This window comes from Streptomyces sp. NPDC058464 (assembly GCF_042721035.1).
In the GTDB taxonomy this organism is placed as follows: Bacteria; Actinomycetota; Actinomycetes; order Streptomycetales; family Streptomycetaceae; genus Streptomyces.
On the sequence record NZ_JBHXMA010000005.1, the window covers coordinates 58001 to 81561 of the forward strand.

The following is a 23561-nucleotide window of genomic DNA, read 5'->3' on the forward strand; positions in this document are numbered from 1 at the left end:
ACGTCGGCGATCGTCCCCGGGATACTGGGTGCCCATGGATGAGGTCGAGGTCGTCGTCGCCCATTCCGAGCGCGCGACTCTGCGCGTCGGCGACGTGTTCCTGAAGGTGGACGCCGATCAGACGCGCATCGACGTCGAGGTCGAGGTGATGTCCCTCGTGCCGGTCCCGACCCCGGAGGTCCTGTGGCGCAAGCCGCCCGTGCTCGCGCTCGCCGCGCTCCCGGGGACGACGCTCGGGAGCCTCGGCGGGCCGTCGACCGGGTCCCCGGCGGCGTGGGCCGCGGCGGGCGCCGCCATCCGGAAGCTGCACGACGCGCCCCTGCCGCCGCGGCAGGGCCGGGCCGGGCGGAGTGTCGTCGCGCTGGCGGCGGAACTCGACGACGAGTGCGAGTTGCTCGTGACGAACGGTGTCCTGCCCGCCGACCTGGTCACCCGCAACCGCCAGGTCGCCGAGGCCGCGCTCCGGTCGTGGACTCCGGCGTTCACGCACGGCGACCTGCAGATCGCGCACGTCTTCGTCGACGGCGACGAGGTCACCGGCATCATCGACTGGTCCGAGGCGGGCCAGGGTGATGCCCTGTACGACCTCGCCACGTTCACGCTGGGACACGAGGAGCACCTCGACGACGTCATCGCCGGCTACGGCACCGCCGTCGACCTCGACGTGATCCACGCGTGGTGGTCGTTGCGAAGCCTGCTGATCGTCCGCTGGCTCGCCGAGCACGGCTTCGACCCCTTCGCGCCGGGCTGCGAGGTCGACGTGCTGAGATCCCGGATGTGAGGCTGCACGGGCCCGAGTGCCACGATTCCGGGAACCTTCGGCAGGTCCCGGTCCAGAACGATCATGCGCATGCGTCTCCCCGCGCAGCCGTTCCGAGGTCGCGTCGGCGGGCAACGGCTCCGGCCCGCAGCAGTTCCGTCGGCCCCGTGCCGGCTAGACGCGGTAACCGGCGAGGTCCATCTCCTTGTTCGCGGCCCAGCGCAGGGTGGTCTTCCCGGTGTCCCGGTTGTACGCGGCGGTGAAGCCGGTCGGGGCGAGCGGCTTGACCTTGTCGACGGCGGCATCGGTGCGCGGGGCGTACGTGATCGCGGCGTTGGCGGTGCCGGTCCAGGCGACGTAGTCCACGCGCAGCGTGTGCTTGCCGGCCGGGACGGTCAGGTCGACGGTCTTGCGGGCGGTGGTGGAGACGTTCTTCCACAGGTCGATCTTCCGCACGCCGCCGACGTAGACGCGCATGCCGTCCTGCGTGGCGGCGGAGAGCCGGAAGGGACCGCCGGACCCGAAGTCCCGGGTGAGGGACCAGCGGACGGAGAAGTTGTCCCTGGGGAGTGTGACGCCGGGCGGGTCGCCGTAGCCGTAGTTCTCCGCGATGGCGGAGTCGCAGGCGGTCAGCTTCGGCGTACCCCTGAAGGCGGAGTTGCCGAAGTACTGCGCCTTCCAGACGGGAGAGGCGCAGGTGACGGCTGCGGAGGCGGGGGAGGCGGTGATCAGGCCGCCGGCAGCGGCGAACGCGGCCGTCGCGGCCATCACGGTCAGCCGGGTACGAGTCGTCACAGAGAGCGGGCCCCTTCGGGGAACGACCCCGCTCACGCCTTCGCCGGGGAACCGCTCTCCGGCGCCGTCGCGAGCAGGCCGTTGACCACCAGGGATGCCAGCAGCTCCGCCGTTGCGCCGAGTTGCTCCGGTGAGGTGGCCTCGGGCCTCCCCAGGCGGCGGGCCAGGGGCATCTCCACCATGCCCGATACGGGGCCGACGACGACGAAGAACAGGACGTCCGCCGGGACGGGTGCCATGCGGCCCGCGGTCACGAGACTCTCGACGTCGGGCAGGAGGCGCTGCATGAGCGGCGCGATGTACCGCTCGTACAGGTAGTCCAGACGCTCGCTGTCACGGGAGAACTCGTCCACCATGATGCGTCCCACCAGCGGCGTCTCCACCGCGGAGCGGTAGAAGTCGGCCATCAGCCGCCGCAGGCGCTCCGCTGCGTCCGCCGCGGGATCGGCCTCCGTCAGGAGAGCCAGCTGTGAACCGAGCGCGTGGTCCACCACGGCGCGCCAGAAGGCCGCCTTGGACCCGTAGCGGTCGTTGATGAAGTTGTGGCTCACGCCCAGCCGGCGGGCCAGTTCGCGAGCCGAGGCGCGGTCGTAGCCCAGCTCCGCGAAGGCTTCCAGCCCGCGCTGCAGGATGCTCTGCTCCTCGGGCACCGCGGGAGTGTCCACGCCTGGACGTCCCGGCCGCCGAGCGGATCCGGTTGCTGCTCCCACCCTTGCCTCCCTTGTTTTCGGTCGTGCCAGCGTACGCACTCCCAGCTTACTTGACGCCTGTCAGATTATCGGTAATCTGACAGGCGTCAGGAAGTGCTCCGGTGTGATGCGTGCCTGCCTGACACGGACGGCCGCAGGTGACCCTCCAGGAGAGCCGGAAAGTGAGAGCGACATGACCGCACACCCCGCACACCCCGCACCCCCCTCGCAGCCAGCGCATCCCTCGCAGCCCGATCGCCGCATGCCACCCGCACCCGTGCTCACGTGCGCCGGCGGTGGTGCGCTCGCCGGCGGCGATCCCCTCGCCGACGCGGTCATCGCCGAGCTGGACCTCCACGGCGACCGGGTCCGGCACGCCCTCGCCGCCGGACTCCGGTGCGGCGCAGCCGGCCCGGACGTCCTGGACTCGCCTCTCCCGGCCGCCGTCGCCGCGCTGCTGGAGCAGGTGGAGACCGTCCCGGCCGGGATCGATCCCCTGACGCCGCACCGGGGCGACATCACGACCCTGTCCGTGCCGCCCCTGTGGTTCCAGCTCTGCTCGGTCCCCGCCGCCCTCGCCCACCTCTACGCGTCCCCGGCCGTCGCGGGGCAGCTGGTCCGCGCGGGCGGTCCGCAGGACCTGGCCACGCGCCGACTCGTGGAGACCGGGGTGTGGATACGGCAGGCGCTGCGGCCGGGCGGGCTGCTGCGCGGCGCCCCGGGATACGTGGCCACGGTCCGGCTCCGGCTGCGCCATGCCCGGCTACGGGCCTCGGCGACGGCCGGCGGCCGGGACACGTCCGCCGGGGGAGTCCCGGTGAGCCAGGCGGACACGGCCCGCCTCTGGCTGGGCTTCACCCTCGTCGCGTACGAGGCGCTGGCCGCCGTGGGCATCGAGATCAGCGGCGAGGAGGAGCGCCACCTGTACGCGTACTGGTCGTACGTCGCCCATCTCCTCGGCATCGACGACAGCCTTCACCAGGGCGTCGCCACCCACGCCGACGCCCGTCGGCTGCGGGACCTGCTGGACTCCCGGACGGCCGCCCCCGACGCCACCTCACGCGCGCTGACCGCCGCGACGGTCGACGCCCAGGCCCGTGCGATGGCCGGCGCGCCGGGGATGGCCCTGTCCGAGGAGCAGGTGCGCATCCTCATCCACCGCGTGCTCCGCCAGGCCCTCGGGGACGGACCGGCCGAGCGGCTGGGGCTGCCCGCCCCCGCCCCTGCCGTCGCCCCCGCCACGACCGACCTCATGCCGCTGATCGGCGAACTCAACCGCCAGGCACGGTACTGGCAGACCTTCTCCGCGTCGTCGGCCGCCGAGGCCCGGCGACGCGCGCTCGCGGAGCCCGGATCCGGATCCGGATCCGGACCCGGATCCGAACCCGAACCGGTCACCGGTGTCCTGCGCGGCGTCACCCACTGCCTGCCGCGGCGCCCGGCGCCCCCGCGGGGCACGCGCATCGGCGCTCCCGCGGCCTGACCCGGGATTCTCCAGCTCCACTCCAGCCGGCCCCTGCTCACTCCTGCTCCCCCCTGCTCACCTCCGCCCGCTTCTGATCACCTCTGCTCACCCCTCCAGGAGCTTCGTCATGCCCAAAACCTCCGCCTCGACACCGTCGAGCGGGACCACCGTCTCCGCCCTTCCCTCCGCCGACGCGCCGCCTCCCCATCGCTGGTGGATCCTCGCCGTCATCGGAGTGGCCCAGCTGATGGTGGTCCTGGACGGGACGATCGTGAACATCGCCCTGCCCTCCGCCCAGAAGGACCTCGGCTTCTCCGACGGCGACCGGCAGTGGATCGTCACCGCCTACGCCCTCGCCTTCGGCAGCCTGCTGCTGCTCGGCGGCCGGATAGCCGACCTGTTCGGCCGCAAGATCACCTTCCTGGTCGGGCTGGTCGGCTTCGCCGGGGCCTCCGCGCTCGGCGGTGCCGCCGGCAGTTTCGAGCTGCTCGTCGGCGCCCGCGCCGTCCAGGGCGCGTTCGGCGCACTGCTCGCCCCGGCCGCCCTGTCCCTGCTGACCACGACCTTCACCGACGCCAGGGAACGTGCCAGGGCCTTCGGCGTCTACGGCGCGATCGCCGGCGCCGGCGGGGCCATCGGCCTGCTGCTCGGCGGTGTCCTGACCGAGCACCTCGACTGGCGCTGGACCCTCTACGTCAACGTCGCCTTCGCCGCGGTCGCCTTCGTCGGCGGCGCCGTCCTGCTGCGGCGCGCCACCCGCGACAGGAGCGCCCGGATCGACGTCCCCGGCGCGGTCCTCGTCTCCGGCGGACTGTTCTGCCTGGTCTACGGCTTCTCCAACGCCGAGACCCACGACTGGGGTTCACCGGCCACCTGGGGCTTCCTGCTCGCCGGGGCCGTACTGCTCACCCTGTTCACCTGGTGGCAGACCCGGGCCGCCCACCCCCTGCTGCCCCTGCGCGTCCTGCTCGACCGCAACCGCGGCGCGTCCTTCCTCTCCGTGCTGATCATCGGCGCCGGCATGTTCGGGGTCTTCCTCTTCCTCACCTACTACCTGCAGCAGAGCCTGGGATACAGCCCGATCAGGACGGGACTGGCCTTCCTCCCGATGATCGCCGGGCTGATGCTCACCTCGACCCTCGCCACCACCGTCCTCGTCCCCCGCATCGGCCCCAAGCCGGTGGTTCCGCTGGGCATGGGCATCGCGGCCGCCGCCATGGTCTGGCTGACCGGTCTCGACCTGACCAGTTCCTACGCCACCGACATCCTGCCGCCGCTGGTCCTGGCCGGCCTCGGCTTCGGACTCGTGATGGCGCCCGCGATGGCTCTGGCCACGGACGGCGTGCGCACCGAGGACGCCGGTGTCGCCTCCGCCGCCGTCAACACCATGCAGCAGGTCGGCGGCTCCCTCGGCACCGCCCTCCTCAACACCCTCGCGACCAGCGCCGTCACCGACTACCTGGCGGGCCGCAACCTCAAGGACCCGATGGTCCTGGCCCACGCGAGCCTGGAGGGATACTCCACCGCCTACTGGTGGTCGGCCGCCTTCTTCGCCGCCGGCCTGGTGGTCAGCGTGCTGCTGTACCGGCGCGGCGCACCGGTCGCCGACCCCGACAAGGCACCCGCGGTGCACATGTAGGCGCCGTGCGGCGCGAGTTCGGTCGCGCCACCCGCCCCATGGGGAAGGCCCAGGTCATGGACCCGGGCCTTTTCGCTGTCCGCCGCGGTCAGTTGTCGCATGCCAGATGCCGTCATTGCCGGTTCGGCCGGCCCCGGGGGATACGAAAGTCGGGGGTCGGGTTCCTCGTTCAGGGCGACGATCCGCGCGGAGTGCCGGAACAGACTGCTTGGGCGACGTCAGGAGGACGTCGGTATCCCCATATCCAAGGAGTTCTGTCATGGGCGTCGTCGGAAAGATCCTGGTCGGAATCCTGGGAGTCGTCGTTCACGTGGTCGACGTCTCGCCTGCCCTGTCCGTGACCCCGACCTCCAGCAGTGCCTCGTCCGCCGAGCCCAGGAAGCCGAGGGACTTCCTGTCGAAGACCCAGACGGTGCGGCCGTCGCGCTCCCTGAAACTCAGGCCGATGCCGGAGCGGCCGGTGTAGTCCCTGGCGTCGGCGACGACCGAGACACCCGGGATCTTCGCGGCCGCGCGATAGAGCGCGGCGTCCAGTTCGGGCAGGAGCGTGGCGTCGGGCAGCAGGTCGCCGATCTTCTCCAGCGCCGCGCTCTGTCTGGTCTGCCCCTCTCCTCCCGTGCCGGCATAGATCTTCTCCAGCAGCGCATCGGGGTCGGTGGGCAGCGCCTGGAGCTCACGGAACGTGGTGACGTTCGGGTCGGGGTTCAGCTTCATGTCGTGCGTGCCCTTGGAGTAGGAGGAGAACGGGTCCCGGGCCCGGAACGGCGGACCCACCAGCACCGTGACCCGGCGCAGTCCCGCGCGCCTGCCGTCGACGGCGGTCCAACTCGCCTCGCGCAGAACCCGGATGTCGGTGTCCGAGAACTTCATGGCGCCCTGGGTACGGACGTAGACGTACTGGTCGTCCCTGACGGGCACGGCCTTCTGCGCGGCGGCCACCTCGGCGATGCGTTGGAGGAGGTCGACGGCGTCCGGGTCGGTCGCGGCGGTCCTGGACCCGACGGCGCCGGCGAGCAACGCCGCGACGGTCGCCGCCGCCGTGGCGAGGGGTACGGCGATGACCGCGAACCGGCGACGCGGGGCGCGCGCTCGCCGGCCGGGTGCTGTCGCGGTCTCCGGGAGCTGCGGGGCTTGCTCGGTGAGCTCTCTCATCAGTCGGTCCTTCAGCAGGTCGTGGCGGTGGGTCGTCAGGACCGGCTCGCCCGGGCTCGGCAGCAGCCCGGCCAGTTCTTGGCGCTCTTGGCGCTCTGCGCGTTCTTCGGGGCTCATCGGTGCTTCTCCTGTGTCGACCGGGCCGTCTCGGGACGGCCACCCGGTACCTGTCCGGTGCGCGGGCCGAGTCCCGGCCTTTTCTGCTGAGGGGAGACATCCGGTGTCCGAGGAGGAACATGCGGTGTCCGAGGGGGAACCTGCGGTGGCGCGGCGGTACTCGGCTCCTCCGCGTGCCCGGTACGCCGCTCGGCGGAGGCGCGCCGGGCCAGCTCCGCCTCCGACAGGGCCCGTAGCCGCTGCCTCGCCCGGGCGAGCCGGGACCGTACGGTGCTCGTCGGCACGCCGAGGGCCTCAGCCGCGGCCGCGTAGCTCAGTCCCGACCAGACGCACAGGGCGAACACTTCGCGTTCGGCTCTGCGCAGCCGGCCGAGCGCGGTACGCGCGGCGGCGAGCCGCTCCGCCTGCTCCATGCGGTCGACGAGGTCGTCGGCGAAGTCCGGCAGGGTGTCACGGTCCGCCGCGCGGTCGGGGAGCCGGGCGAGCGCGGCGCTGTGCCGGCGGGCGGTACGGCGCGTGTTGCGCAGGACGTTGGTGGCGATGCCGTACAACCAGGGGCGCAGTCCGTCGCCGTCGGGCACGTCGGCGTCTCCGTCCGGGGCGGCGGACTCGGGTCTCAGCTTCTCCCGGAGCCGCCAGGCCTCCAGAAAGGTCAGGGACACCACGTCCTCCGCGGTGCCCCGGTCTGCCGACAGACGGGCCGCATGACCGTAGACGGCCTGGGCATGCGCGCCGAACAGTTCGGCGAAGGCTTCCGGATCGCCGGCGCGTATCCGGTCACGCAGGGAAAGTTCCACAACCAGCCCTGTCCGCTCGGCACTTGACGTCTCTGTGGCGACGATCACACCACGGGCTCGGATCCGGCCGAGCGGCCGATCGGTCCGTCCGGCGGCGAGAGGAGGGCCAGGAGCAGGGACTTCAGGTTTCCTGGGTGAACTCACAGGTTGCTCAGATTGTCTTTAGAGGCGGTGCACAGCAGCGTTTCCTGCGCTCCAGCGCATTCGGACGACAGCGCGGGGGTTCCCGAATTTCCTCTCCGGCCCGGCATGAGATGCGAGTTGCCGTTCGCCATTGTCATTGTCAGGTTCATGACTAACGGTCGGGTGGGGGCAGTTCCCGGAAGCCCTGCGGACTACTACCGAAGGGACCGTCGAGGTGCCAGAGAACAGCACACGCAGCAGACTGGCGGGGAGATGGCAGCGGACGGGCGTGGCCTTCACGGCGGCCACCGCCTTCCTCTTCACAGGGGCCTACGTCCACGCGAACGCCGCGACCGCCCAGAGCGACCCGGCCGGCACGTCGGCCACCACGTCCGTGTCGACCGCGGCCGTCTCGGACGTGGTCACCGCGGCCAACACGTTCCTGAACACCCTGTCCACGAGCCAGAAGTCGTCGGTGCTCCTCAGCTTCACCAAGGCCAACGCCATCGCCTGGTCGAACCTCCCGTGCGGCTCGACCTGCCGCGTCGGGATCCAGTTCAGCACGCTCAGCAGCACCCAGCTCGCCGCCGCCAAGGCGGTGGTCCAGGCGGCCACCGGCACGGGCAGCGGCACCGGGTACGACCAGGTCTCCCAGATCCTGGCCGCCGACGACTACCTCGGGAAGACCGCCAGCGGCTACGGCAGCGGCAACTACTACCTGGCGTTCCTCGGCACCCCGAGCACCACCGGCACCTGGCAACTGCACTTCGGCGGTCACCACCTGGCGGTGAACCTCACCTACAAGAACGGCGCGGTCGAGGGCACCACCCCGTACTTCGTCGGCGTGGAGCCGTCGAGCTGGACCTCGAACGGCACCACGTACGCGCCGCTGAACGGGCAGCGCAGCGCGATGCTCGCCATGCTCAGCAGCCTGAGCAGCAGCCAGCTCTCCTCGGCCAAGCTCTCGACGTCGTACAGCGACGTGCTGCTGGGCCCGGGCAAGGACGGCCAGTTCCCGACGACCAAGCAGGGCCTCGCGGTCAGCGGGCTCTCCAGCACCCAGCAGGCGCTCGTCCTCGCGGCCATCACCCCGTGGGTCAAGGTCGCGGACGACACGACCTCCGCCTCGCTGCTGAGCACCTACCAGTCGGAACTGTCCAGCACCTACATCGCGTACTCGGGCAGCAGCGCCCTGACCAGCCAGGGTGACTACGTGCGCATCGACGGCCCCGGTGTCTGGATCGAGTTCGTCTGCCAGAACGGCGTCGTCTACAGCGGCGTGCACTACCACACCGTCTACCGCGACCACACCCGCGACTACGGCGGAGAGTTCACGTTCTGATGAACCCGACGATCCGCTCACCGCTCTCGCTGTCGTCGGTGCTCCGCATGGCGGTCGGGTCGGCGGTGGCGGTCCTGGCGGCGCTGCTTCTGGCGGCGCCGCCTGCCGCCGCGCATCCCATGCCGCACTCGGTGCTCCTGCTCGACGTGCACGAGGCGTCGGTGACCGCCGAACTGGAGCTGCCGCTCAGCGACTTCTCCCGGGCCGCCGGCATCGCCCTGGACGACACCACCACGGCGGGGCGACTGGCGGCACGGACCCCCGCGATCCGCCGCTACCTGGCCGCCCACGTCCGCCCCACCACCGTCGGGGGCAAGGCATGGGCCGTCGCGTTCGGCGCCCTGGCGCTGAGCCGGGCGGAGCAGACCTCCACCGGCGTCTACCGCGAGCTGACCGTCCAGGCCACCCTCACCCCGCCTCCCGGCGGGGACGTGCGGCGGTTCGTCCTCGACTACGACGCCATCGTCCACCAGGTCGTCACCCACACCGTCCTGGTCTCCGTCCGGCAGGACTGGGCCACCGGCAGAGTGGCCGGCGGCGGCCGGGACGGCGCGACCCAGGTCGGCATCATCCGCATCGACACCCGGACCATGACCATCGCCCCCCTCACCGTCGACCTGGACGGCGGCAGCGTCTGGAGCGGGACCTACGCCATGTTCCGGCTCGGCGCCGACCACATTCTCGAAGGCACCGACCATCTGCTGTTCCTGCTCATCCTGCTGCTGCCCGCGCCGCTCCGGGCGGCCGGGAACCGCTGGCGCGGCTCGGTGGGCACCCGCACCGCCCTCGGCCGGATCGCCCGCACCACCTTCGCGTTCACCCTCGGCCACTCCCTGGCGCTGGCCGCGAGCGCTTTCGGCCGCCTCGACATCCCGGCCCAGCCGGTCGAGGCGTTCATCGCCTTCAGCATTCTGGTCGGGGCCGTCCACGCCGTTCGCCCGGTCTTCCCGGGACACGAGGCCGTCATCGCCGGGGTCTTCGGGCTCGGACACGGCCTGGCGTTCTCGCTCACCCTCGCCGAGATGAAGCTCTCCACCACTCAACTGACCCTCAGCCTGGCGGCGTTCAATCTCGGCATCGAATGCATGCAGCTCCTCCTGGTCCTGCTCGCCCTGCCGGGACTGATCTGCCTGGTCCGGTTGCGCAGGCACTCCGCCGTGCGCAACGCCTGCGTGCTGCTGACCGCAGGTCTGGCCCTCGGCTGGCTGCTCGACCGTTCGGGCCTGCCCAACCCGGTCGCCCGCGCCGCGGACAGCGCCGGAACGCACACGTCGCAACTGCTCCTCGTCCTCTTCTCCACCGCCCTGCTCGCCTCGCTGTGGATGATCACCCACCGTCGCGGCCGGGACACCGGGGACGCGCCGACGGGCAGGGTGTGGACGGTGAGGTGGACGCCCTGGTCGGGGGCGTGGCTCGCCGCCGCCGTACGGCCGCCGTCCCGCCGCAGGGTGTGTACGGCGAGGTCGCGCAGCAGGTCCGCGGCGGCGGGGCGGCGGCCCGCCGCGAGGAGTTCGGTGCCCCGGGCGTCGTACAGGACCGACCACGCCCCGGTGTGCGCGGCGAGCTGGCCGAGGACGGAGCGGAGGGCGTCCGGACGGGCCGCGGCCGAGGCCAGCGCCGACTGGGCCCGGGAGATCTCCCGCACCGCGCACCCGCGCCCCGCACCGGCGCCCGCACGTGCCCGTACCTCGATGAAAGGTCCCCGATGCCCACCCCCGCCTCGGAAGAACTCCGTCTGCGCCGCGAACTCGCCGCCGTCTACCGGCTGGTGGCCCACTTCCGGATGACCGACCTGATCTTCACGCACATCTCGGTACGGCTCCCGGGCCCGGAGCACCACTTCCTGATCAACCCCTACGGTCTGCTCTTCGAGGAGATCACCGCCTCGAACCTGGTGAAGATCGACCTGTCCGGCAACCCGGTGGAGGAGACCCCGCACCCCGTCAACCCGGCCGGGTTCGTCATCCACAGCGCGATCCACGCGGCCCGCGCCGACGCCCAGTGCGTCCTGCACACCCACACCAGGGCCGGCTGTGCGGTCGCCGCGCAGGAAGAGGGGCTGCTCCCGCTCAACCAGATCTCCATGGAGTTCCACGGCAGGCTCGGCTACCACTCCTACGAGGGTGTCGCACTGAACCTCGCCGAGCAGCGGCGGCTGGTCGCCGATCTGGGTGGCCACCCGGCGATGATCCTGCGCAACCACGGCCTGCTGACCGTCGGAGAGACCCCCGGCCAGGCGTTCCTGCGCATGCACTACCTGGACAAGGCCTGCGAGATACAGACCGCGGCCATGGCCGGGGGCGCGAAGCTCGTCCTCCCCGACCCCGAGGTCCGCGAGCTCACCGCCCGCCAGCTGGCCGGGGAGGAACACGACTCCGACCTCCAGGACGACAAGGCCTACGACCTCGCCTGGTCGGCACTGCTCCGGCTCGTCGACCGCATCGCCCCCGACTGCATGGACTGACGGGATCTCAGGACGTGCTGCCGGAGCGGTCGGCCGCGTGGTCCGGTTGCCGCTTCTCGGCGCAGTTGCCCGGCCAGGCCGACGATGATGCCCTCCGGGCCGCGCAGGCAGCAGAGCAGAGGCAGCGCGCCGGACTCCGGAAGATCCGGATCCCGGCCGGCTGCCAGGACCTACCGTCGGCTGCCCCGGTCGGGAGTGCGGGTGATAGTGGAGTCATGCATGCCGTCCGCAGGTCCGGGAGGACAGTCGGCCGAAACGGTGGCGGTTCGCCTGTGGTGATCGTGATGGGTGTGTCCGGGTCGGGCAAGTCCACCGTGGGAGCCGGGCTCGCGCAGCTGCTCGGTGTGCCGTTCCTGGAGGGGGACGACCTCCACTCGGCGGCGAACCGCGCCAAGATGGCGGCCGGACACCCCCTGGACGACGCCGACCGGCGGCCCTGGCTGGAGGCGGTCACGGAGTGGATCCGGGCCACCGCGTCGAGTGGGCGCGGAGGCGTTGTCGCGTGCAGCGCGCTCAGGCGCGCGTACCGCGACCGGTTCCGGCGCACGGACGCGGACGTGTGGTTCCTGTACCTGGCCCTCGACCGTGAGGTGGCCGAGCAGCGGATGGCACGCCGGAAGGGCCATTTCATGCCGCTGGAGCTGCTCGACTCCCAGTACGCCACGCTGGATCCGCTGCACGCCGACGAACCTGGCGTCACCATCGACATCAACGAGTCGGAGAGCACGGCGGAGGTCCTGGAGGCCGCGGTGCGGGCGGTGCGGGTGGTGCGGGACGGGGCCGCGCCGGATCGGTGACAGCCGCCGGCCCACTCCGACGGCACGGTCCCACGTCGAGGGACTCGCAGCCGGCCCGTCCCGTCCCGCCGGGGCCCGGCGCCGTCCGTGATCACGTCGGATCCCGCCCCCCGGGAGGTTTCGGATGGATCTGATCCACTTCCGTATGGTCATGCCCTCCGCGCTCACCGAGGAGGCCGTCGCACTGCTCGCCTCGCACGACCGCGTTCTCAACCTCGTGGTCCTGCGGGAGGCCCACCTTCCGGGCGGTGACGCGGTCGAGTGCGACGTGCTGAAGGGTGCCGCGAACGGCGTGCTCGGCGACCTGCGCGAGCTGGGGGTCGACCGTACGGGGTCGATCGCCGTCGCCGACGTCGACATGATGTTCTCGCAGTCGGCCGAGCGCATCGAGGTGGCACAGCCGAGCCCGCTCGTCCACACACCGCTGTGGGCCGCGGTCGAGGCGCACATCCGGGCGGCGGGGACCTATCCGCCGTCGTTCTACCTGTTCCTGGTGATCGCCGGACTGATCGGCTCGGTCGGCATCATGACGAACTCGCAGATCCTCATCGTGGCGGCCATGGTGGTCGGCCCCGAGTACAACGCGATCACCAGCATCGCCCTGGGGCTGGACCGCCGCGGCCGCCGCAGGGTCCGGGAGGGGGCGCGGGCGCTGGCGGTGGGGTTCGCCCTGGCCATCGCGGTCACCCTGGGTTTCGCCGCGCTGGCGCGCGCGGCCGGACTGCAGTCCACGGCCTTCGACCTGGGGCTGCGGCCCGTGTCCCATCTCATCGACACCCCGGACTTCTTCTCGGTCGCCGTCGCCGTGCTGGCCGGCATCGTCGGGATCGTCTCGCTCACCGAGGCGCGCGCCAGCGCCCTGCTCGGGGTGTTCATCTCCGTGACCACCATTCCCGCCGCCTCCGACATCGCCGTCTCGCTCGCCTTCGCCGACTGGCACGAGGCACGGGGCTCGCTGGTCCAACTGCTGCTCAACGTGGCGGTGCTCGTGATCGTCGGGGTTCTCACGCTGCGCGTGCAGCGCCGTCTGTGGCACCGGGCGGCTCGCCGGGCCGGCGCGCAGCGGTAGGCGCGCAGCGGTGGGCGTGCAGGGACAGGGCGCACGGGGACAGGCGCACAGCGACGAAGGCCTGGGAGCCTCGCCCGACGAGCCGGAGGAGGAGCTGCGGCATACGCTGATCGAGGGGGTGCAATCGGGTGAATCGCATGCCGGAAGGGGCGCCCCGATGGACGAATACCCGCTCATCGAGAACCACGGGCTGATCGGCGATCTGCAGACCGCGGCGCTGGTGACCACCGACGGGGCGATCGACTGGTTCTGCTCCCCGCGCTTCGACTCGCCGAGTGTGTTCGGGGCGCTTCTGGACAAGGACAGGGGCGGCCACTGCACGGTCCGGCCGGCGCACCCGACCCATTCGACCAAGCAGTTGTACCTGCCCGACACCGCGATCCTGGTGACCCGGTTCATGACCGAGGCGGGCGCCGGAGAGGTCGTCGACTTCATGCCCGTGACGGGTACCAGGACCACGCGCCGGCACCGGCTGGTGCGCCTGGTGCGCTGTGTCCGCGGCACCATGACGTTCGACGTGGAGATCGCCCCGCGGTTCGACTACGGGCTCACCAAGCACGAGGTGCACATCACCCAGCACGGAGCCGTCTTCGTCGCGGAGGACGGCACGGAACTCACCGTGAACCCCATCCGGGAGCCGGACGACGAGCGGATCGCGGACATTCTGACGCACCGGGACGCCGACGTGCAGGTCACGCTGACCCTGCAGGCCGGCGAGCAGCGCGGGCTGATCCTGGAGATGGGGGCCGACGGGCCGCCCAGGGAGATCCGCCGCGAGGAACACGAACGGCTCTTCGAGGAGACGGCCGAGTTCTGGCGCACCTGGCTGGCGCAGTCGACCTACGTCGGGCGCTGGCGGGAGGTCGTCGAGCGGTCCGCGATCACGCTGAAGCTCATGACCTTCGCCCCCAGCGGCGCCGTGGTGGCCGCTCCGACGGCGGCCCTTCCGGAGCAGCTGGGCGGCGAGCGCAACTGGGACTACCGCTTCACCTGGATCCGGGACGCCTCCTTCTCCGTGTACGCCCTGCTGGGACTGGGGTTCACGGAGGAGGCCAGGGCGTTCATCGTCTGGCTGAGCGACCGGGTCAAGGAGCGGGCCGGCAGCGAGGGGAACACGGGCCCGCTCAACATCATGTACAAGGTCGACGGCTCCTCCGACCTGAACGAGCAGATCCTCGACCACTGGGAGGGCTACGAGGGTTCCGCCCCGGTCCGGATCGGCAACGGCGCCGCCACCCAGCTCCAACTGGACATCTACGGCGAGGCGCTGGACAGCATCTACTTCGCGCACCAGCACGGCTTCCAGGTCGGGTACGGGGGCTGGACCTCGCTGCGGACGGACCTGGAGTGGCTGGCCGGCCACTGGGACCAGGCGGAGGAGGGCATCTGGGAGACCCGCGGCGGCCGCCAGGACTTCACGTACGGGCGGGTGATGTCGTGGGTGGCGTTCGACCGTGCGCTGCGGCTCGCCGAGTCGAAGGGGTGGCCGTCCGCGTCCGGACGCTGGCAGGCCGAGCGGGACGCCGTCTACGAGCAGGTCATGGCCAAGGGCTGGAGCAAGGACCGGCGGGCCTTCGTCCAGCACTACGGCAGCGACGTCCTGGACTCCTCGCTGCTGCGCATGGCGACGGTCGGGTTCGTCACCCCCGGGGACCCGATGTGGTCGGCCACCCTGGACGCCATGGAGGAGGAACTGGTCAGCGACAGCCTGGTCTACCGGTACAACCCCAGTGCCTCACCCGACGGCCTGCGCGGCTCCGAGGGCACCTTCTCGCTGTGCACGTTCATGTACGTCGACGCGTTGGCCCGCGCCGGCCGGACCGACCGGGCTCGGCTGGTGTTCGAGAAGATGATGGGGTACGCCAACCATCTGGGCCTGTACTCCGAGGAGATCGACCCGACGGGCCGTCAGCTCGGCAACTTCCCGCAGGCGTTCACCCACCTCGCCCTCATCGACTCGGCGATCACGCTGAACGACGCCCTCGACGGCCGGAAGTCCGGGCTCGCCCAGCACGCCTAGCCCCCGGGACAGCCCCTGGGAAAGCCCCTGGGAAAGCCCTTAGGCGCTGTCCCGGCGCAGGTCGGCGTCGGTGAGGCCCTCCAGTTCGCCGTGGGTGTCCAGCCAGTACAGGAAGGCGACCGCGGGGATGACCAGGACGAGGGCGACGAGGGTGACCAGTCCCAGCCAGCGCAGTGTGGTGTGGGCGCCCGCGCCCTCGGCGACGGTCAGCGAGGTCGGGACGAGGTAGGGGCGCTGTGCCATGCCCCAGCCGATGACGGCCGAGGCGACCACGCCGACCGCCGTGACCCGGGACCAGGCCCCGGCGGGGCGGGTCAGCAGCCAGGCGGTGGCGAGGGTGGCCAGCACCGCCACGACGACGAAGACGAGACCGACGCCGTGGGTGAGGCCGTGCCAGACATGGGGCGCGTCGCCGTGGGTGACGAAGAGGGTGACGACGGCGAGTACGGCCACCGCCGCGAGGGCGGCGAGGGCCCGCCTGCGGAAGTAGCGGTCCAGGTCCGGCGCGGCGAAGCGGCGGGCGTCCGCGGCGAGGAAGACGGCGCCGAGCATCGCCGTGGCGGCGACGGCCAGCAGGCCGAAGAGCAGGGAGGTGGGGTTGGCCCAGGCGTCCGTGGACGCCGTCGCCGTGGCGGTCGCCCGGCCCGAGGCCACTCCGCCGGCCGCCGCACCGAGGAAGAACGGCGTCAGCAGCGAGGCGACGGCGAAGACCGCCCCGTACAGGCGCCGGCCGGCCAGCCGCCGGACGGGCTTGCGCAGGGCGAAGCCGGCGCCGCGCAGCACGATGCCCACGGCGGCCAGCGCCAGGGGCAGCCACATCGTGGTGAACACCCGCTGGAAGAGGACCGGGAAACCCGTCCACATGATCACCAGGACGAAGATCAGCCAGACGTTGTTGACCTCCCAGACGGGCTCCATCGCGTGGTCGATCAGCCGGCGCGGGCGCTTGCCGCGCTCGGTGCCGCCCGCGGTCAGGTCCCAGAAGCCGGCTCCGTAGTCGGTGCCGCCGCCGCAGGCGTAGGCGGCGATCGCCAGGAGCAGGACGACCGCGATGACGCCCGCGATCACAGCCGGCTCCCGGCGGAGCGCGGCCCGTACGGCGTGTCCGTCTCCGGTGTCCCGGGCTCCGGGGTCTCCTTCGGCGGCCGGGGTCCGCCCTGCTCGTCCTCGAACCGCCAGCGCGAGCGCATCTTCAGCAGCACCGCGAGGAACGAGCCGAACACGAGGACGTACACGACGACGATGACCGCGAACATGATCCAGAGGCTGGTGGAGCGGGTCGCCGTCACCGCCTCCGCCACCCGCATGTTCTGGTAGACGATCCAGGGCTGGCGGCCCACCTCGGTGGTGATCCAGCCGCACTCGACGGCGGCCACGGAGGCGACGCCCGCGCACGCGGCGGCGCGGAAGAACCATGGGGAGGCGGGCAGCCGCCGGCGCCACAGCCACAGGACCCCGTACCAGAGGGCGAGCAGGAGCAGCAGGGAGCCGATCCCGACCATGGTGTCGAAGGCCCAGTGGGCGATGGTGGCCTGGGTGGGCGTCGGCCGGTCGGCCGCGGGGACCGAGGTCAGTCCGGTGACCCGGGTGTCCGGGCGGAAGCCGGCCAGGACGGAGTCGAGCCCCGGGATCCCGATGCCGCCGGTGACGGTGCCGTCCGGGTGCAGCCGCCCGTACAGGTACTCGGTCTGGTGGGTGGCGGTCTTCCAGACGATCTCCATGCCGGCGAACTTCACCGGCTGCTTCTGGAAGACCTGCCGGGCGATGGAGTCGCCGAGCACGAACTGCACGGGTGTGCAGACGGCGGCGAGCGTGAAGGGGACGGTGAAGCCGAGCCGGTGGTAGTGGTCCCGGCGGCCGCGCAGCCGTCCCGTGGCGTAGACGCCGGCCACGACATAGCCCGCCGTCACGAACATCGCGAAGACGAAGTGCCAGTACTCCGGGCCGAACATCGGGGTGAAGACGGCCTTCCAGATCTTCACGTCGACCGGGTTGCCGGCCGAGTCGAGGGTGAAGCCGCGCGGGGTGTTCATCCACGAGTTGGCGGCCAGGATGCCGAAGGCGCCGAGCAGGGCCACGAACGGCAGCGGCAGTCCGAGCAGGAAGTGGGTCCGGGAAGGGAGGCGCCGCCAGCCGTAGAGGTAGATGGCGATGAGGACGGCCTCCAGGAAGAACGCCCAGGCCTCGACGCCGAAGCCGATACCGAAGACGTCGCCCCAGCGGCCCATCATGCCCGGCCACAGCAGTCCGAACTCGAAGGACAGCACCGTGCCGGTGACCACGCCGATCGCGAACTGCACCGCCATGACGGCCGACCACCGCCGGGCGAGCAGCAGGGCGGTGGCGTCGCCGCGGCGCAGGCCGTAGCCGTGCATGGCGAGCGTGATCAGCGGCAGCGCGACGCCCAGGGGCACCAGGATGATGTGGGAGGCGAGGGTGAAGGCCATCATCGACCGGGCCGGCAGCGTCTGCGCCGGTGCGTCCGCCAGCAGCAGGACCGTGTGGACCATGGGTGTGCCGTCTCTCCGGGGCCGGCGCGGATGGGTCGGGTCAGCCGCCGGTGTCAGCCGCCGGTCGCGAAGCCCGGGAAGAGCGTCATCCCGCCGTCGACGTAGAGGGTGGCGCCCACCACGTAGTCCATGAGGTCGGAGGCGAGGCCCACGGCCGCGTAGCCGATGTCCTCGGGGTCGCCGATGCGGTCGTAGGGGATCAGCCGCAGCAGGTCCTCCCGGGCCTCGGGGGTCTCCCAGGCGCTGCGGTTGATGGGGGTCTTGATGGCCCCGGGGGCGATCGCGTTCACGCGGATCTTCTTCGGGGCGAGTTCCTGGGCCAGCGTCTCCATCATCATCTGCACCCCGCCCTTGGAGGAGGCGTAGTTGACGTGCCCGGCCCACGGGATGATCTGGTGCACCGAACTCATGCAGATGATCTTTCCGGCCGCCCGCGACACCTCGGGCACGACACCGCGGCGCAGGAACTCCTTCGTGGCCTCGCGGGCGCACAGGAACTGCCCGGTGAGGTTGACGTCCAGGACCTTCTGCCACTGGGCGAGGGTCATCTCGGTGAACGGGGCGTCCCGCTGGAGGCCCGCGTTGGCGACCAGGATGTCGATCGTGCCGAACTCCCGGACCATCCGGTCCATCATGGCGACGACCTGGTGCTCGTCGGAGACGTCCGCCTCGTAGGCGGCCGCCCGGACGCCGAGTCCGGTGATCTCCTCGACCACCTGCTCGGCCTCGTCCTTGCCCGCCACGTAGTTGACCACGACATCGGCGCCGGCCCGGCCCAGGGCGACGGCCGTCGCCCTGCCGATACCGGAGTTCGCGCCGGTCACCAGCGCCTTCTGGCCACGCAGCAGATGGGCGGGGATCACGCCCTGGGATGTCCCGGGTGCTCCGGACGTCCCCTCGGTGGAACTCACGATGTCCTGCTCCTCCACTGCGTGCCCGCTTCCTGCCGGGCCCGTCGCCCGGAGGTCCAGGCCTCAGACAAGCACCGGGGCGGGAGGGCGGCACGCCCCGGCGGACCGCGTTGCGCTGCCCGGCGGAGGAACTTCGCCCGGTCGGGGGCAGAGCGGCTCCCGGCGGCTCAGCCCAGCCGCTCCAGCAGGTGGTCGCCCACCCGGAGGGCGTTCGCGATGGCCGTCAGGGACGGGTTGACCGCGCCGATGCTCGGGAAGAAGCTCGTGTCCACGACGTAGAGGTTGTCCAGGTCGTGGGCCTTGCAGTTGACGTCCAGGGCCGAGGACGCCGGGTCGGTGCCGAAGCGCACCGTGCCGGCCTGATGCGCGGTGGCGCCGATCGGCATCCCCTTGTGCAGGTAGATGCTGCGGGACAGCAGGTGGTGCTCGCGCATGCCCAGGTGGCCGAGCAGGTGCTGCAGTTTGTGCCGCAGGCGCTGGAGGCCGGCGATGTTGTTGCCCTCGTCGAGGGTGAGCCGGATCCGGCCGTCGTCCTCCAGGGTCACCCGGTTGTCCGGCTGCGGCAGGTCCTCCCCGCACAGCCAGAAGTCGACGGCGTGATGGGCCAGGACCTCGAACGGCATGTCCGGCGCGATCGCCCCGGCCCAGCGCGGGGCCTCGCCGTGGATCTGGTCGGCGTCCGACTTGCCGAGCATCTGGATCCCGCCGAGCGGGTACTCCCAGTCGTCCGCGCCCAGGTACCAGTCGTGCAGGGCGAGGGTCTTCTGGAATCTGGTGTCGTTGGGTTCCTCCGAGACGGCCATCAGCGCCATGTTGTTGTGGCGCATGTAGTTCCGGCCGACCACGTCCGAGCTGTTGGCCAGTCCGTTCGGATGCCGGTCGTTCGCCGAAGCCAGCAGCAGCGCCGCCGAGTTGACGGCTCCGCAGGCCACGACCACGACGTCGGCCGAGAACCGGGCCTCCCGTTCGCCCGGGAGCTGGGCGACGACGGAGGTGACGCTGCGTCCGGTGGGGTCGGTCTCCAGCCGGGTCACCCGCGCGTTGGTGACCATCTCCACGTTCGGGTGCTCCAGGGCCGGTTCCACGCAGATCACCTGGGCGTCCGACTTGGCGCGCAGCAGGCAGGGGAAGCCGTCCACGCGGTCGCAGCGGATGCAGACGCTGGAGTGGGTGGCCCGGCCGTCCTCGTCCTGGGTGAGGTTCACCCCGATCGGCAGGTGGAAGGGGTGCAGCCCCTGCTTCTCCAGGTCCATGCTCAACTGCTCGATGCGCGGCTCGTGTTCGACCGGTGGGTACGCGTACTGGGCGCTGCACGGCCCTTCCCAGGGGTCCTCGCCGTGCCGGCCGTGCACCAGGTAGAGGTGCTCCGCCTGGGTGTAGTACGGCTCCAGGTCGTCGTAACCGATGGGCCAGGCCGGGGAGATGCCGTCGTGGTGGCGGAGTTCGCCGAAGTCCTCGGGGCGCAGCCGGAACAGGGCCGCGCCGTAGAACTTGGTGTTCCCGCCGACGTAGTAGTTCACCTCGGGCGGGAACTCGTTGCCGTGCCGGTCCAGCCAGAACTCCGGGGCCCGGTACTTGGCCTTCACGAACACGGCCGTGGAGTCCCAGTTGTCGCGTTCGCGTGGCAGGTAGTCGCCGCGTTCGAGGACGAGGATCCGTCTGCCGGACGGGGCGAGGCGGTGGGCGAGGGTGCCGCCGCCGGCACCGGTGCCGATGACGATGACGTCGTACGGGGGCAGGGCGTCCATGGCAACCACCGTCCTTGTTCGCGCGGTCCGCGGCCGGTGCAGGTCCCTTTCCTCGAACGTACGCGCCGTACGGGGGCGCGGCACCCGGAGCCCGCCCGGCGCTCCGGCGCGGTCCGGTCAGAGCACGGCGATCGGGTTCACCGGGGAGCCGGTCGCCGCCGGGAGCCGCAGCGGGGCGATCACGCACAGGAAGTGCCAGCGTCCCTGCTGCTCGCACACCGGTACCAGGTCCTCGAAGTCCAGCCAGTCCAGCAGGTGCAGCCCCATGGCGTTGACGGCCAGCGCGTGCACGGGGAACCCGACTTCGGGGACGGCGCTGGGCGCGGCGTCGCTGTTGCCGTCCGAGCCCAGCACCGACACGCCCCGCTCGGCCAGGAAGTCCATGGCCGTCGGGTGCAGGCCCGCGCGGGCCCGGGTCACGTCCCAGGGGCCGAGGGTCCGGCGCCGCAGGCGGTGCCCCACCCGTACGAACAGCAGGTCACCCGGTCCGACCGTGGTCCGCTGGGCGGTCTCGGCCGCGGCGAGGTCCCCGGCGGTCACCTGGTCGCCGGGCTCCAGCCACCGCACCCCGCGCAGCCGCGGGACGTCCAGGAGGACACCCCGGCCGACGATGCCGTCCCGCACCAGGTCGAGGGTGAGGGCTTCGGCGCCGTCGGGTGTCACGGTGCTCGACGGGACGCCGCCGTACAGCTCGCCGTCGAAGATCACGTGGCACAGCGCGTCGAGATGGCTGTCGACGTCGCCGTGCACGTTCATGGCGAACCGGTCGCGTGCGAAGGCGAGTCCGGGGGCGGCGGTCTCCCCGGGGGCGGGAGCCGTCATCCGGTGCGTCGCGGGCTCCGGGTCGTCCGGAGCGCTCCGCGTCTCCACGGGCGCGGCCAGCGACACGGTGCGCCCGGACCGGACCTCGGCGGCGGCCGCCACGACCCGCTCCGGCGTCAGCCGGTCCAGCGCGCCCCGGCGGCCCGCCCTGCCGTCCCGGGCCCGGCTCCGCAGCCGGTGGTACAGGTCGCGGAACGCCGCTTCGGAGAGGGGCCGCGGTGCCGGCTGCGGCGTCGGCCGCGGGGTGGTGGCACGGGAGGGGACGGGCTGGTCCGAGGCCATCGGGAAACCTCCTGCTCCGGCGGTCGCCCCGGCCGGGCGCTTCTCCCGACACCGAACCATCGGGACGCCCGCGCCACCCGCCGGGCACGGGCGGACCGCGCCGGTCGGCCGCCCGCGGCCGGGCCGTGAGCAGCGGGTCTCTCCGGGTGCGGGCGATGTGCGCCCGGCATACGCTGATCGGGTGAAAGGTCAGGATCTCCGGGCGGTCCTACCGACGCCGGTCGCCTTCGCGTGACGGCGGATTCCTTCTCACGATCCGATCACCCATTTCCTTCTCGCGATCACCCATTCTTCCTGCGGAGACCCGACAGGCGCGGTGCGCCGTCCCGCCGTGCGTGGCGGCGGACACGGCGGGACCGGCTCCGGGGCCCGCAGCCTGCAGCCCCCGTGGAGGTCGGGATGCGAGTCGTCGTAGATCTTTCCCGATGTGAAGGGTATGCGCAGTGCGCCTTCCTGGCTCCGGACGCGTTCCGGATGCACGGCGAGGAAGCGCTGATGTACGACCCGGACCCGGACGACGCCCAGCGCGACCGGGTACTGCGCGCCGCGGCGGCCTGCCCGGTCCAGGCGATCCTGGTGGACCGGCTGGAGGGGCGGGCGGCGGAGCGGGACGTACCGGTGACGGCGGCGAGGTCATGACCAGCGCCGACAACCTGCGCGCGTTCCGGCGCGACGGCCGCATCGTGATCGTCGGGGCGTCGCTGGCGGGACTGCGGGCCGCGGAGTCCCTGCGCGACGAGGGGTTCACCGGATCGCTGACGATGATCGGCGACGAGCTGGGCGAGCCCTACGACCGTCCCCCCTTGTCCAAGCAGGTGCTGACGGGATGGGTGCCCGCCGACGGCACCACGCTGCCCCGACGCCGTGACATCGACGCGGAGTGGCTGCTCGGCGTGCCCGCGAGCGGTCTCGACCTGGCCACCGACCATGTCCGTCTCGCCGACGGACGCGAGATCCCCTTCGACCGGGTGCTGATCTCCACCGGGGTGCGGGCCCGCCCCTGGTTCGTGCCGAGCGAGGCGGAACTGGACGGCGTGTTCGTCGTACGGACCCGCGAGCACGCCGAAGGCCTGCAACGCGCCCTCGCCGCAGGGCCGTCCCGGGTGCTGGTCATCGGTGCCGGATTCACCGGCTCCGAGATCGCCTCCATCTGCCGGGAGCGGGACATCCCGGTCACCGTCGCCGAACTCGCGCCGTACCCGCTGGTCGGGGCGCTCGGCGCGATGATCGGCGAGGTGGCGGCCGACATGCAGCGCGCCCACGGAGTCGACCTGCGGTGCGGGGTCAAGGTCACCTCGCTGGAGGGCGACGCACAGGGGCGGCTGCGCCGGGCCCACTTCGACGACGGCAGCGCGATCGACGCCGACGTGGCGGTGGTCGCGCTCGGCGGCATCCGCAACACCGAGTGGCTGCAGGGCTCGGGACTGGCGGCGGGTGTCTGGGGCGTCGCCTGCGACACCGGCTGCCGTGCCATGGACCTCAACGGCCTGATCACCGACGACGTCTTCGTCGCCGGGGACGTGGCGCGCTGCCCGAACCCGGTCTACGAGTACCGGCTCATCTCGCTGGAGCACTGGGCCAACGCCGTGGAGCAGGCCGAGATCGCGGCCCACAACATGGTCCACGGCCAGGCGGAGCGCTGGCCCCACCTGTCCATCCCGCGGTTCTGGTCGATCCAGTTCGGCGTCAACATCAAGTCCGTCGGCGTGCCGACCTTCGCCGACGAGGTGGTGGTCAGTCAGGGGTCGGTGTCCGACCACCGCTTCGTCGCCGCGTACGGCTACCAGGGCCGGGTCACCGCGGCGGTGACCTTCAACAACGCGAAGTGGCTCGACCACTACCGGCGTCTCATCGAGACGGCCGCGCCCTTCCCACCGCCCTGCCCCACGCCCGACCAGCCCGTCGACACGAAACCCGTGCCCGTCGACTTCCCCGGCCCCACGCTGCTCGCCCAGGGCGCCACCGTGGTCGTCACCGGGCACGACCCGGGCGAACGGCGCGTCACGGCCGCACACCAGCACCACCGGTAGGCCCACCGGCAGGAGGGAAAGGCAAGCGA

20 protein-coding genes are annotated in these 23561 nt (G+C 71.9%); 11 read left to right on the forward strand and 9 right to left on the reverse strand.

The features are described 5' to 3' along the window. Positions 1-34 precede the first annotated feature (34 nt). Positions 35-781, forward strand: a complete 747-nt coding sequence (locus ACFWPQ_RS09075; RefSeq protein ID WP_384031495.1) for a phosphotransferase family protein — start codon at positions 35-37, stop codon at positions 779-781. A 153-nt stretch (positions 782-934) separates the two neighbouring features. Here ACFWPQ_RS09075 and ACFWPQ_RS09080 read toward each other — a convergent pair whose 3' ends face one another. Continuing rightward, the gene (locus ACFWPQ_RS09080; protein WP_384031497.1) at positions 935-1555 is read right to left on the reverse strand and encodes a PA14 domain-containing protein; all 621 of its coding nucleotides are present in this window, start codon (positions 1553-1555) and stop codon (positions 935-937) included. 32 nt (positions 1556-1587) lie between these two features. Next, the gene (locus ACFWPQ_RS09085; protein ID WP_384031499.1) at positions 1588-2220 is read right to left on the reverse strand and encodes a TetR/AcrR family transcriptional regulator; all 633 of its coding nucleotides are present in this window, start codon (positions 2218-2220) and stop codon (positions 1588-1590) included. A gap of 286 nt (positions 2221-2506) precedes the next feature. Here ACFWPQ_RS09085 and ACFWPQ_RS09090 point away from each other — a divergent pair, with 286 nt between their 5' ends. After that, the gene (locus ACFWPQ_RS09090) at positions 2507-3727 is read left to right on the forward strand and encodes an oxygenase MpaB family protein (protein WP_384031501.1); all 1221 of its coding nucleotides are present in this window, start codon (positions 2507-2509) and stop codon (positions 3725-3727) included. 109 nt (positions 3728-3836) lie between these two features. Further along, positions 3837-5348: an MFS transporter gene (locus tag ACFWPQ_RS09095; protein ID WP_384031503.1), complete on the forward strand. Its 1512-nt coding sequence runs from the start codon at positions 3837-3839 to the stop codon at positions 5346-5348. A gap of 306 nt (positions 5349-5654) precedes the next feature. Here ACFWPQ_RS09095 and ACFWPQ_RS09100 read toward each other — a convergent pair whose 3' ends face one another. Then, positions 5655-6617 carry a CU044_5270 family protein gene (locus tag ACFWPQ_RS09100; RefSeq protein WP_384031504.1) on the reverse strand — a complete coding sequence of 321 codons (963 nt, stop codon included), beginning with the start codon at positions 6615-6617 and terminating at the stop codon, positions 5655-5657. Then, positions 6614-7414, reverse strand: a complete 801-nt coding sequence (locus ACFWPQ_RS09105) for an RNA polymerase sigma factor (RefSeq protein ID WP_384031506.1) — start codon at positions 7412-7414, stop codon at positions 6614-6616. Before ACFWPQ_RS09105 ends, ACFWPQ_RS09100 begins: the two co-directional genes overlap by 4 nt. Before the next feature lie 358 nt (positions 7415-7772). Between ACFWPQ_RS09105 and ACFWPQ_RS09110 the strand changes: the two genes are divergently transcribed. The 6 genes from ACFWPQ_RS09110 (at position 7773) to ACFWPQ_RS09135 (ending at position 15229) form a co-directional block, all read left to right on the forward strand. After that, complete coding sequence (locus ACFWPQ_RS09110; protein WP_384031508.1) at positions 7773-8879, forward strand: DUF3500 domain-containing protein; 1107 nt, start codon at positions 7773-7775, stop codon at positions 8877-8879. Then, positions 8879-10666 carry a HupE/UreJ family protein gene (locus ACFWPQ_RS09115; RefSeq protein ID WP_384031510.1) on the forward strand — a complete coding sequence of 596 codons (1788 nt, stop codon included), beginning with the start codon at positions 8879-8881 and terminating at the stop codon, positions 10664-10666. The genes ACFWPQ_RS09110 and ACFWPQ_RS09115 overlap by 1 nt, the downstream gene beginning before the upstream one ends. Next, positions 10585-11343: a class II aldolase/adducin family protein gene (locus ACFWPQ_RS09120; RefSeq protein ID WP_384031512.1), complete on the forward strand. Its 759-nt coding sequence runs from the start codon at positions 10585-10587 to the stop codon at positions 11341-11343. The genes ACFWPQ_RS09115 and ACFWPQ_RS09120 overlap by 82 nt, the downstream gene beginning before the upstream one ends. 284 nt (positions 11344-11627) lie before the next feature. After that, positions 11628-12140 (forward strand): gluconokinase, encoded by a 513-nt coding sequence (locus ACFWPQ_RS09125; RefSeq protein WP_384031514.1) that lies wholly within the window; start codon positions 11628-11630, stop codon positions 12138-12140. Between the two features lie 124 nt (positions 12141-12264). After that, positions 12265-13209, forward strand: coding sequence for a DUF389 domain-containing protein (locus tag ACFWPQ_RS09130; protein ID WP_384031516.1), 945 nt, complete (start codon positions 12265-12267; stop codon positions 13207-13209). Between the two features lie 157 nt (positions 13210-13366). After that, positions 13367-15229 carry a glycoside hydrolase family 15 protein gene (locus ACFWPQ_RS09135; protein ID WP_384031518.1) on the forward strand — a complete coding sequence of 621 codons (1863 nt, stop codon included), beginning with the start codon at positions 13367-13369 and terminating at the stop codon, positions 15227-15229. 39 nt (positions 15230-15268) lie between these two features. Here the strand turns inward: ACFWPQ_RS09135 and ACFWPQ_RS09140 are convergent, their stop codons facing one another. From ACFWPQ_RS09140 to ACFWPQ_RS09160, 5 genes are all read right to left on the reverse strand, one after another. Beyond that, positions 15269-16297 carry a cytochrome d ubiquinol oxidase subunit II gene (locus ACFWPQ_RS09140; protein WP_384031520.1) on the reverse strand — a complete coding sequence of 343 codons (1029 nt, stop codon included), beginning with the start codon at positions 16295-16297 and terminating at the stop codon, positions 15269-15271. Further along, entirely contained in the window at positions 16294-17739 is a 1446-nt protein-coding gene (locus tag ACFWPQ_RS09145) for a cytochrome ubiquinol oxidase subunit I (RefSeq protein ID WP_384031522.1), read from the reverse strand. Before ACFWPQ_RS09145 ends, ACFWPQ_RS09140 begins: the two co-directional genes overlap by 4 nt. A gap of 53 nt (positions 17740-17792) precedes the next feature. After that, the gene (locus ACFWPQ_RS09150) at positions 17793-18587 is read right to left on the reverse strand and encodes an SDR family oxidoreductase (RefSeq protein ID WP_383702222.1); all 795 of its coding nucleotides are present in this window, start codon (positions 18585-18587) and stop codon (positions 17793-17795) included. Positions 18588-18817: 230 nt separating this feature from the next. Next, positions 18818-20398, reverse strand: coding sequence for a GMC oxidoreductase (locus tag ACFWPQ_RS09155; protein WP_384031524.1), 1581 nt, complete (start codon positions 20396-20398; stop codon positions 18818-18820). Between the two features lie 117 nt (positions 20399-20515). Continuing rightward, positions 20516-21502, reverse strand: a complete 987-nt coding sequence (locus ACFWPQ_RS09160; RefSeq protein WP_384031526.1) for a cyclase family protein — start codon at positions 21500-21502, stop codon at positions 20516-20518. A gap of 399 nt (positions 21503-21901) precedes the next feature. Here ACFWPQ_RS09160 and ACFWPQ_RS09165 point away from each other — a divergent pair, with 399 nt between their 5' ends. Both ACFWPQ_RS09165 and ACFWPQ_RS09170 read left to right on the forward strand, forming a co-directional pair. Beyond that, the gene (locus tag ACFWPQ_RS09165; protein WP_361297125.1) at positions 21902-22141 is read left to right on the forward strand and encodes a ferredoxin; all 240 of its coding nucleotides are present in this window, start codon (positions 21902-21904) and stop codon (positions 22139-22141) included. Beyond that, positions 22138-23532, forward strand: a complete 1395-nt coding sequence (locus ACFWPQ_RS09170) for an NAD(P)/FAD-dependent oxidoreductase (RefSeq protein WP_384031528.1) — start codon at positions 22138-22140, stop codon at positions 23530-23532. Before ACFWPQ_RS09165 ends, ACFWPQ_RS09170 begins: the two co-directional genes overlap by 4 nt. The last annotated feature ends 29 nt before the right edge of the window (positions 23533-23561 follow it).

Excerpts from the sequence above, each read along its gene's own strand:
- ACFWPQ_RS09170 (WP_384031528.1), top strand. The coding sequence starts at position 22,138 with ATGACCAGCGCCGACAACCTGCGCGCGTTCCGGCGCGACGGCCGCATC.
- ACFWPQ_RS09125 (WP_384031514.1), top strand. The coding sequence starts at position 11,628 with ATGGGTGTGTCCGGGTCGGGCAAGTCCACCGTGGGAGCCGGGCTCGCG.
- ACFWPQ_RS09130 (WP_384031516.1), top strand. The coding sequence starts at position 12,265 with ATGGATCTGATCCACTTCCGTATGGTCATGCCCTCCGCGCTCACCGAG.
- ACFWPQ_RS09100 (WP_384031504.1), bottom strand. The coding sequence starts at position 6,617 with ATGAGCCCCGAAGAACGCGCAGAGCGCCAAGAGCGCCAAGAACTGGCC.
- ACFWPQ_RS09095 (WP_384031503.1), top strand. The coding sequence starts at position 3,837 with ATGCCCAAAACCTCCGCCTCGACACCGTCGAGCGGGACCACCGTCTCC.
- ACFWPQ_RS09120 (WP_384031512.1), top strand. The coding sequence starts at position 10,585 with ATGCCCACCCCCGCCTCGGAAGAACTCCGTCTGCGCCGCGAACTCGCC.
- ACFWPQ_RS09075 (WP_384031495.1), top strand. The coding sequence starts at position 35 with ATGGATGAGGTCGAGGTCGTCGTCGCCCATTCCGAGCGCGCGACTCTG.
- ACFWPQ_RS09155 (WP_384031524.1), bottom strand. The coding sequence starts at position 20,398 with ATGGACGCCCTGCCCCCGTACGACGTCATCGTCATCGGCACCGGTGCC.
- ACFWPQ_RS09135 (WP_384031518.1), top strand. The coding sequence starts at position 13,367 with ATGGACGAATACCCGCTCATCGAGAACCACGGGCTGATCGGCGATCTG.
- ACFWPQ_RS09160 (WP_384031526.1), bottom strand. The coding sequence starts at position 21,502 with ATGGCCTCGGACCAGCCCGTCCCCTCCCGTGCCACCACCCCGCGGCCG.
- ACFWPQ_RS09165 (WP_361297125.1), top strand. The coding sequence starts at position 21,902 with ATGCGAGTCGTCGTAGATCTTTCCCGATGTGAAGGGTATGCGCAGTGC.
- ACFWPQ_RS09090 (WP_384031501.1), top strand. The coding sequence starts at position 2,507 with ATGCCACCCGCACCCGTGCTCACGTGCGCCGGCGGTGGTGCGCTCGCC.
- ACFWPQ_RS09145 (WP_384031522.1), bottom strand. The coding sequence starts at position 17,739 with ATGGTCCACACGGTCCTGCTGCTGGCGGACGCACCGGCGCAGACGCTG.
- ACFWPQ_RS09115 (WP_384031510.1), top strand. The coding sequence starts at position 8,879 with ATGAACCCGACGATCCGCTCACCGCTCTCGCTGTCGTCGGTGCTCCGC.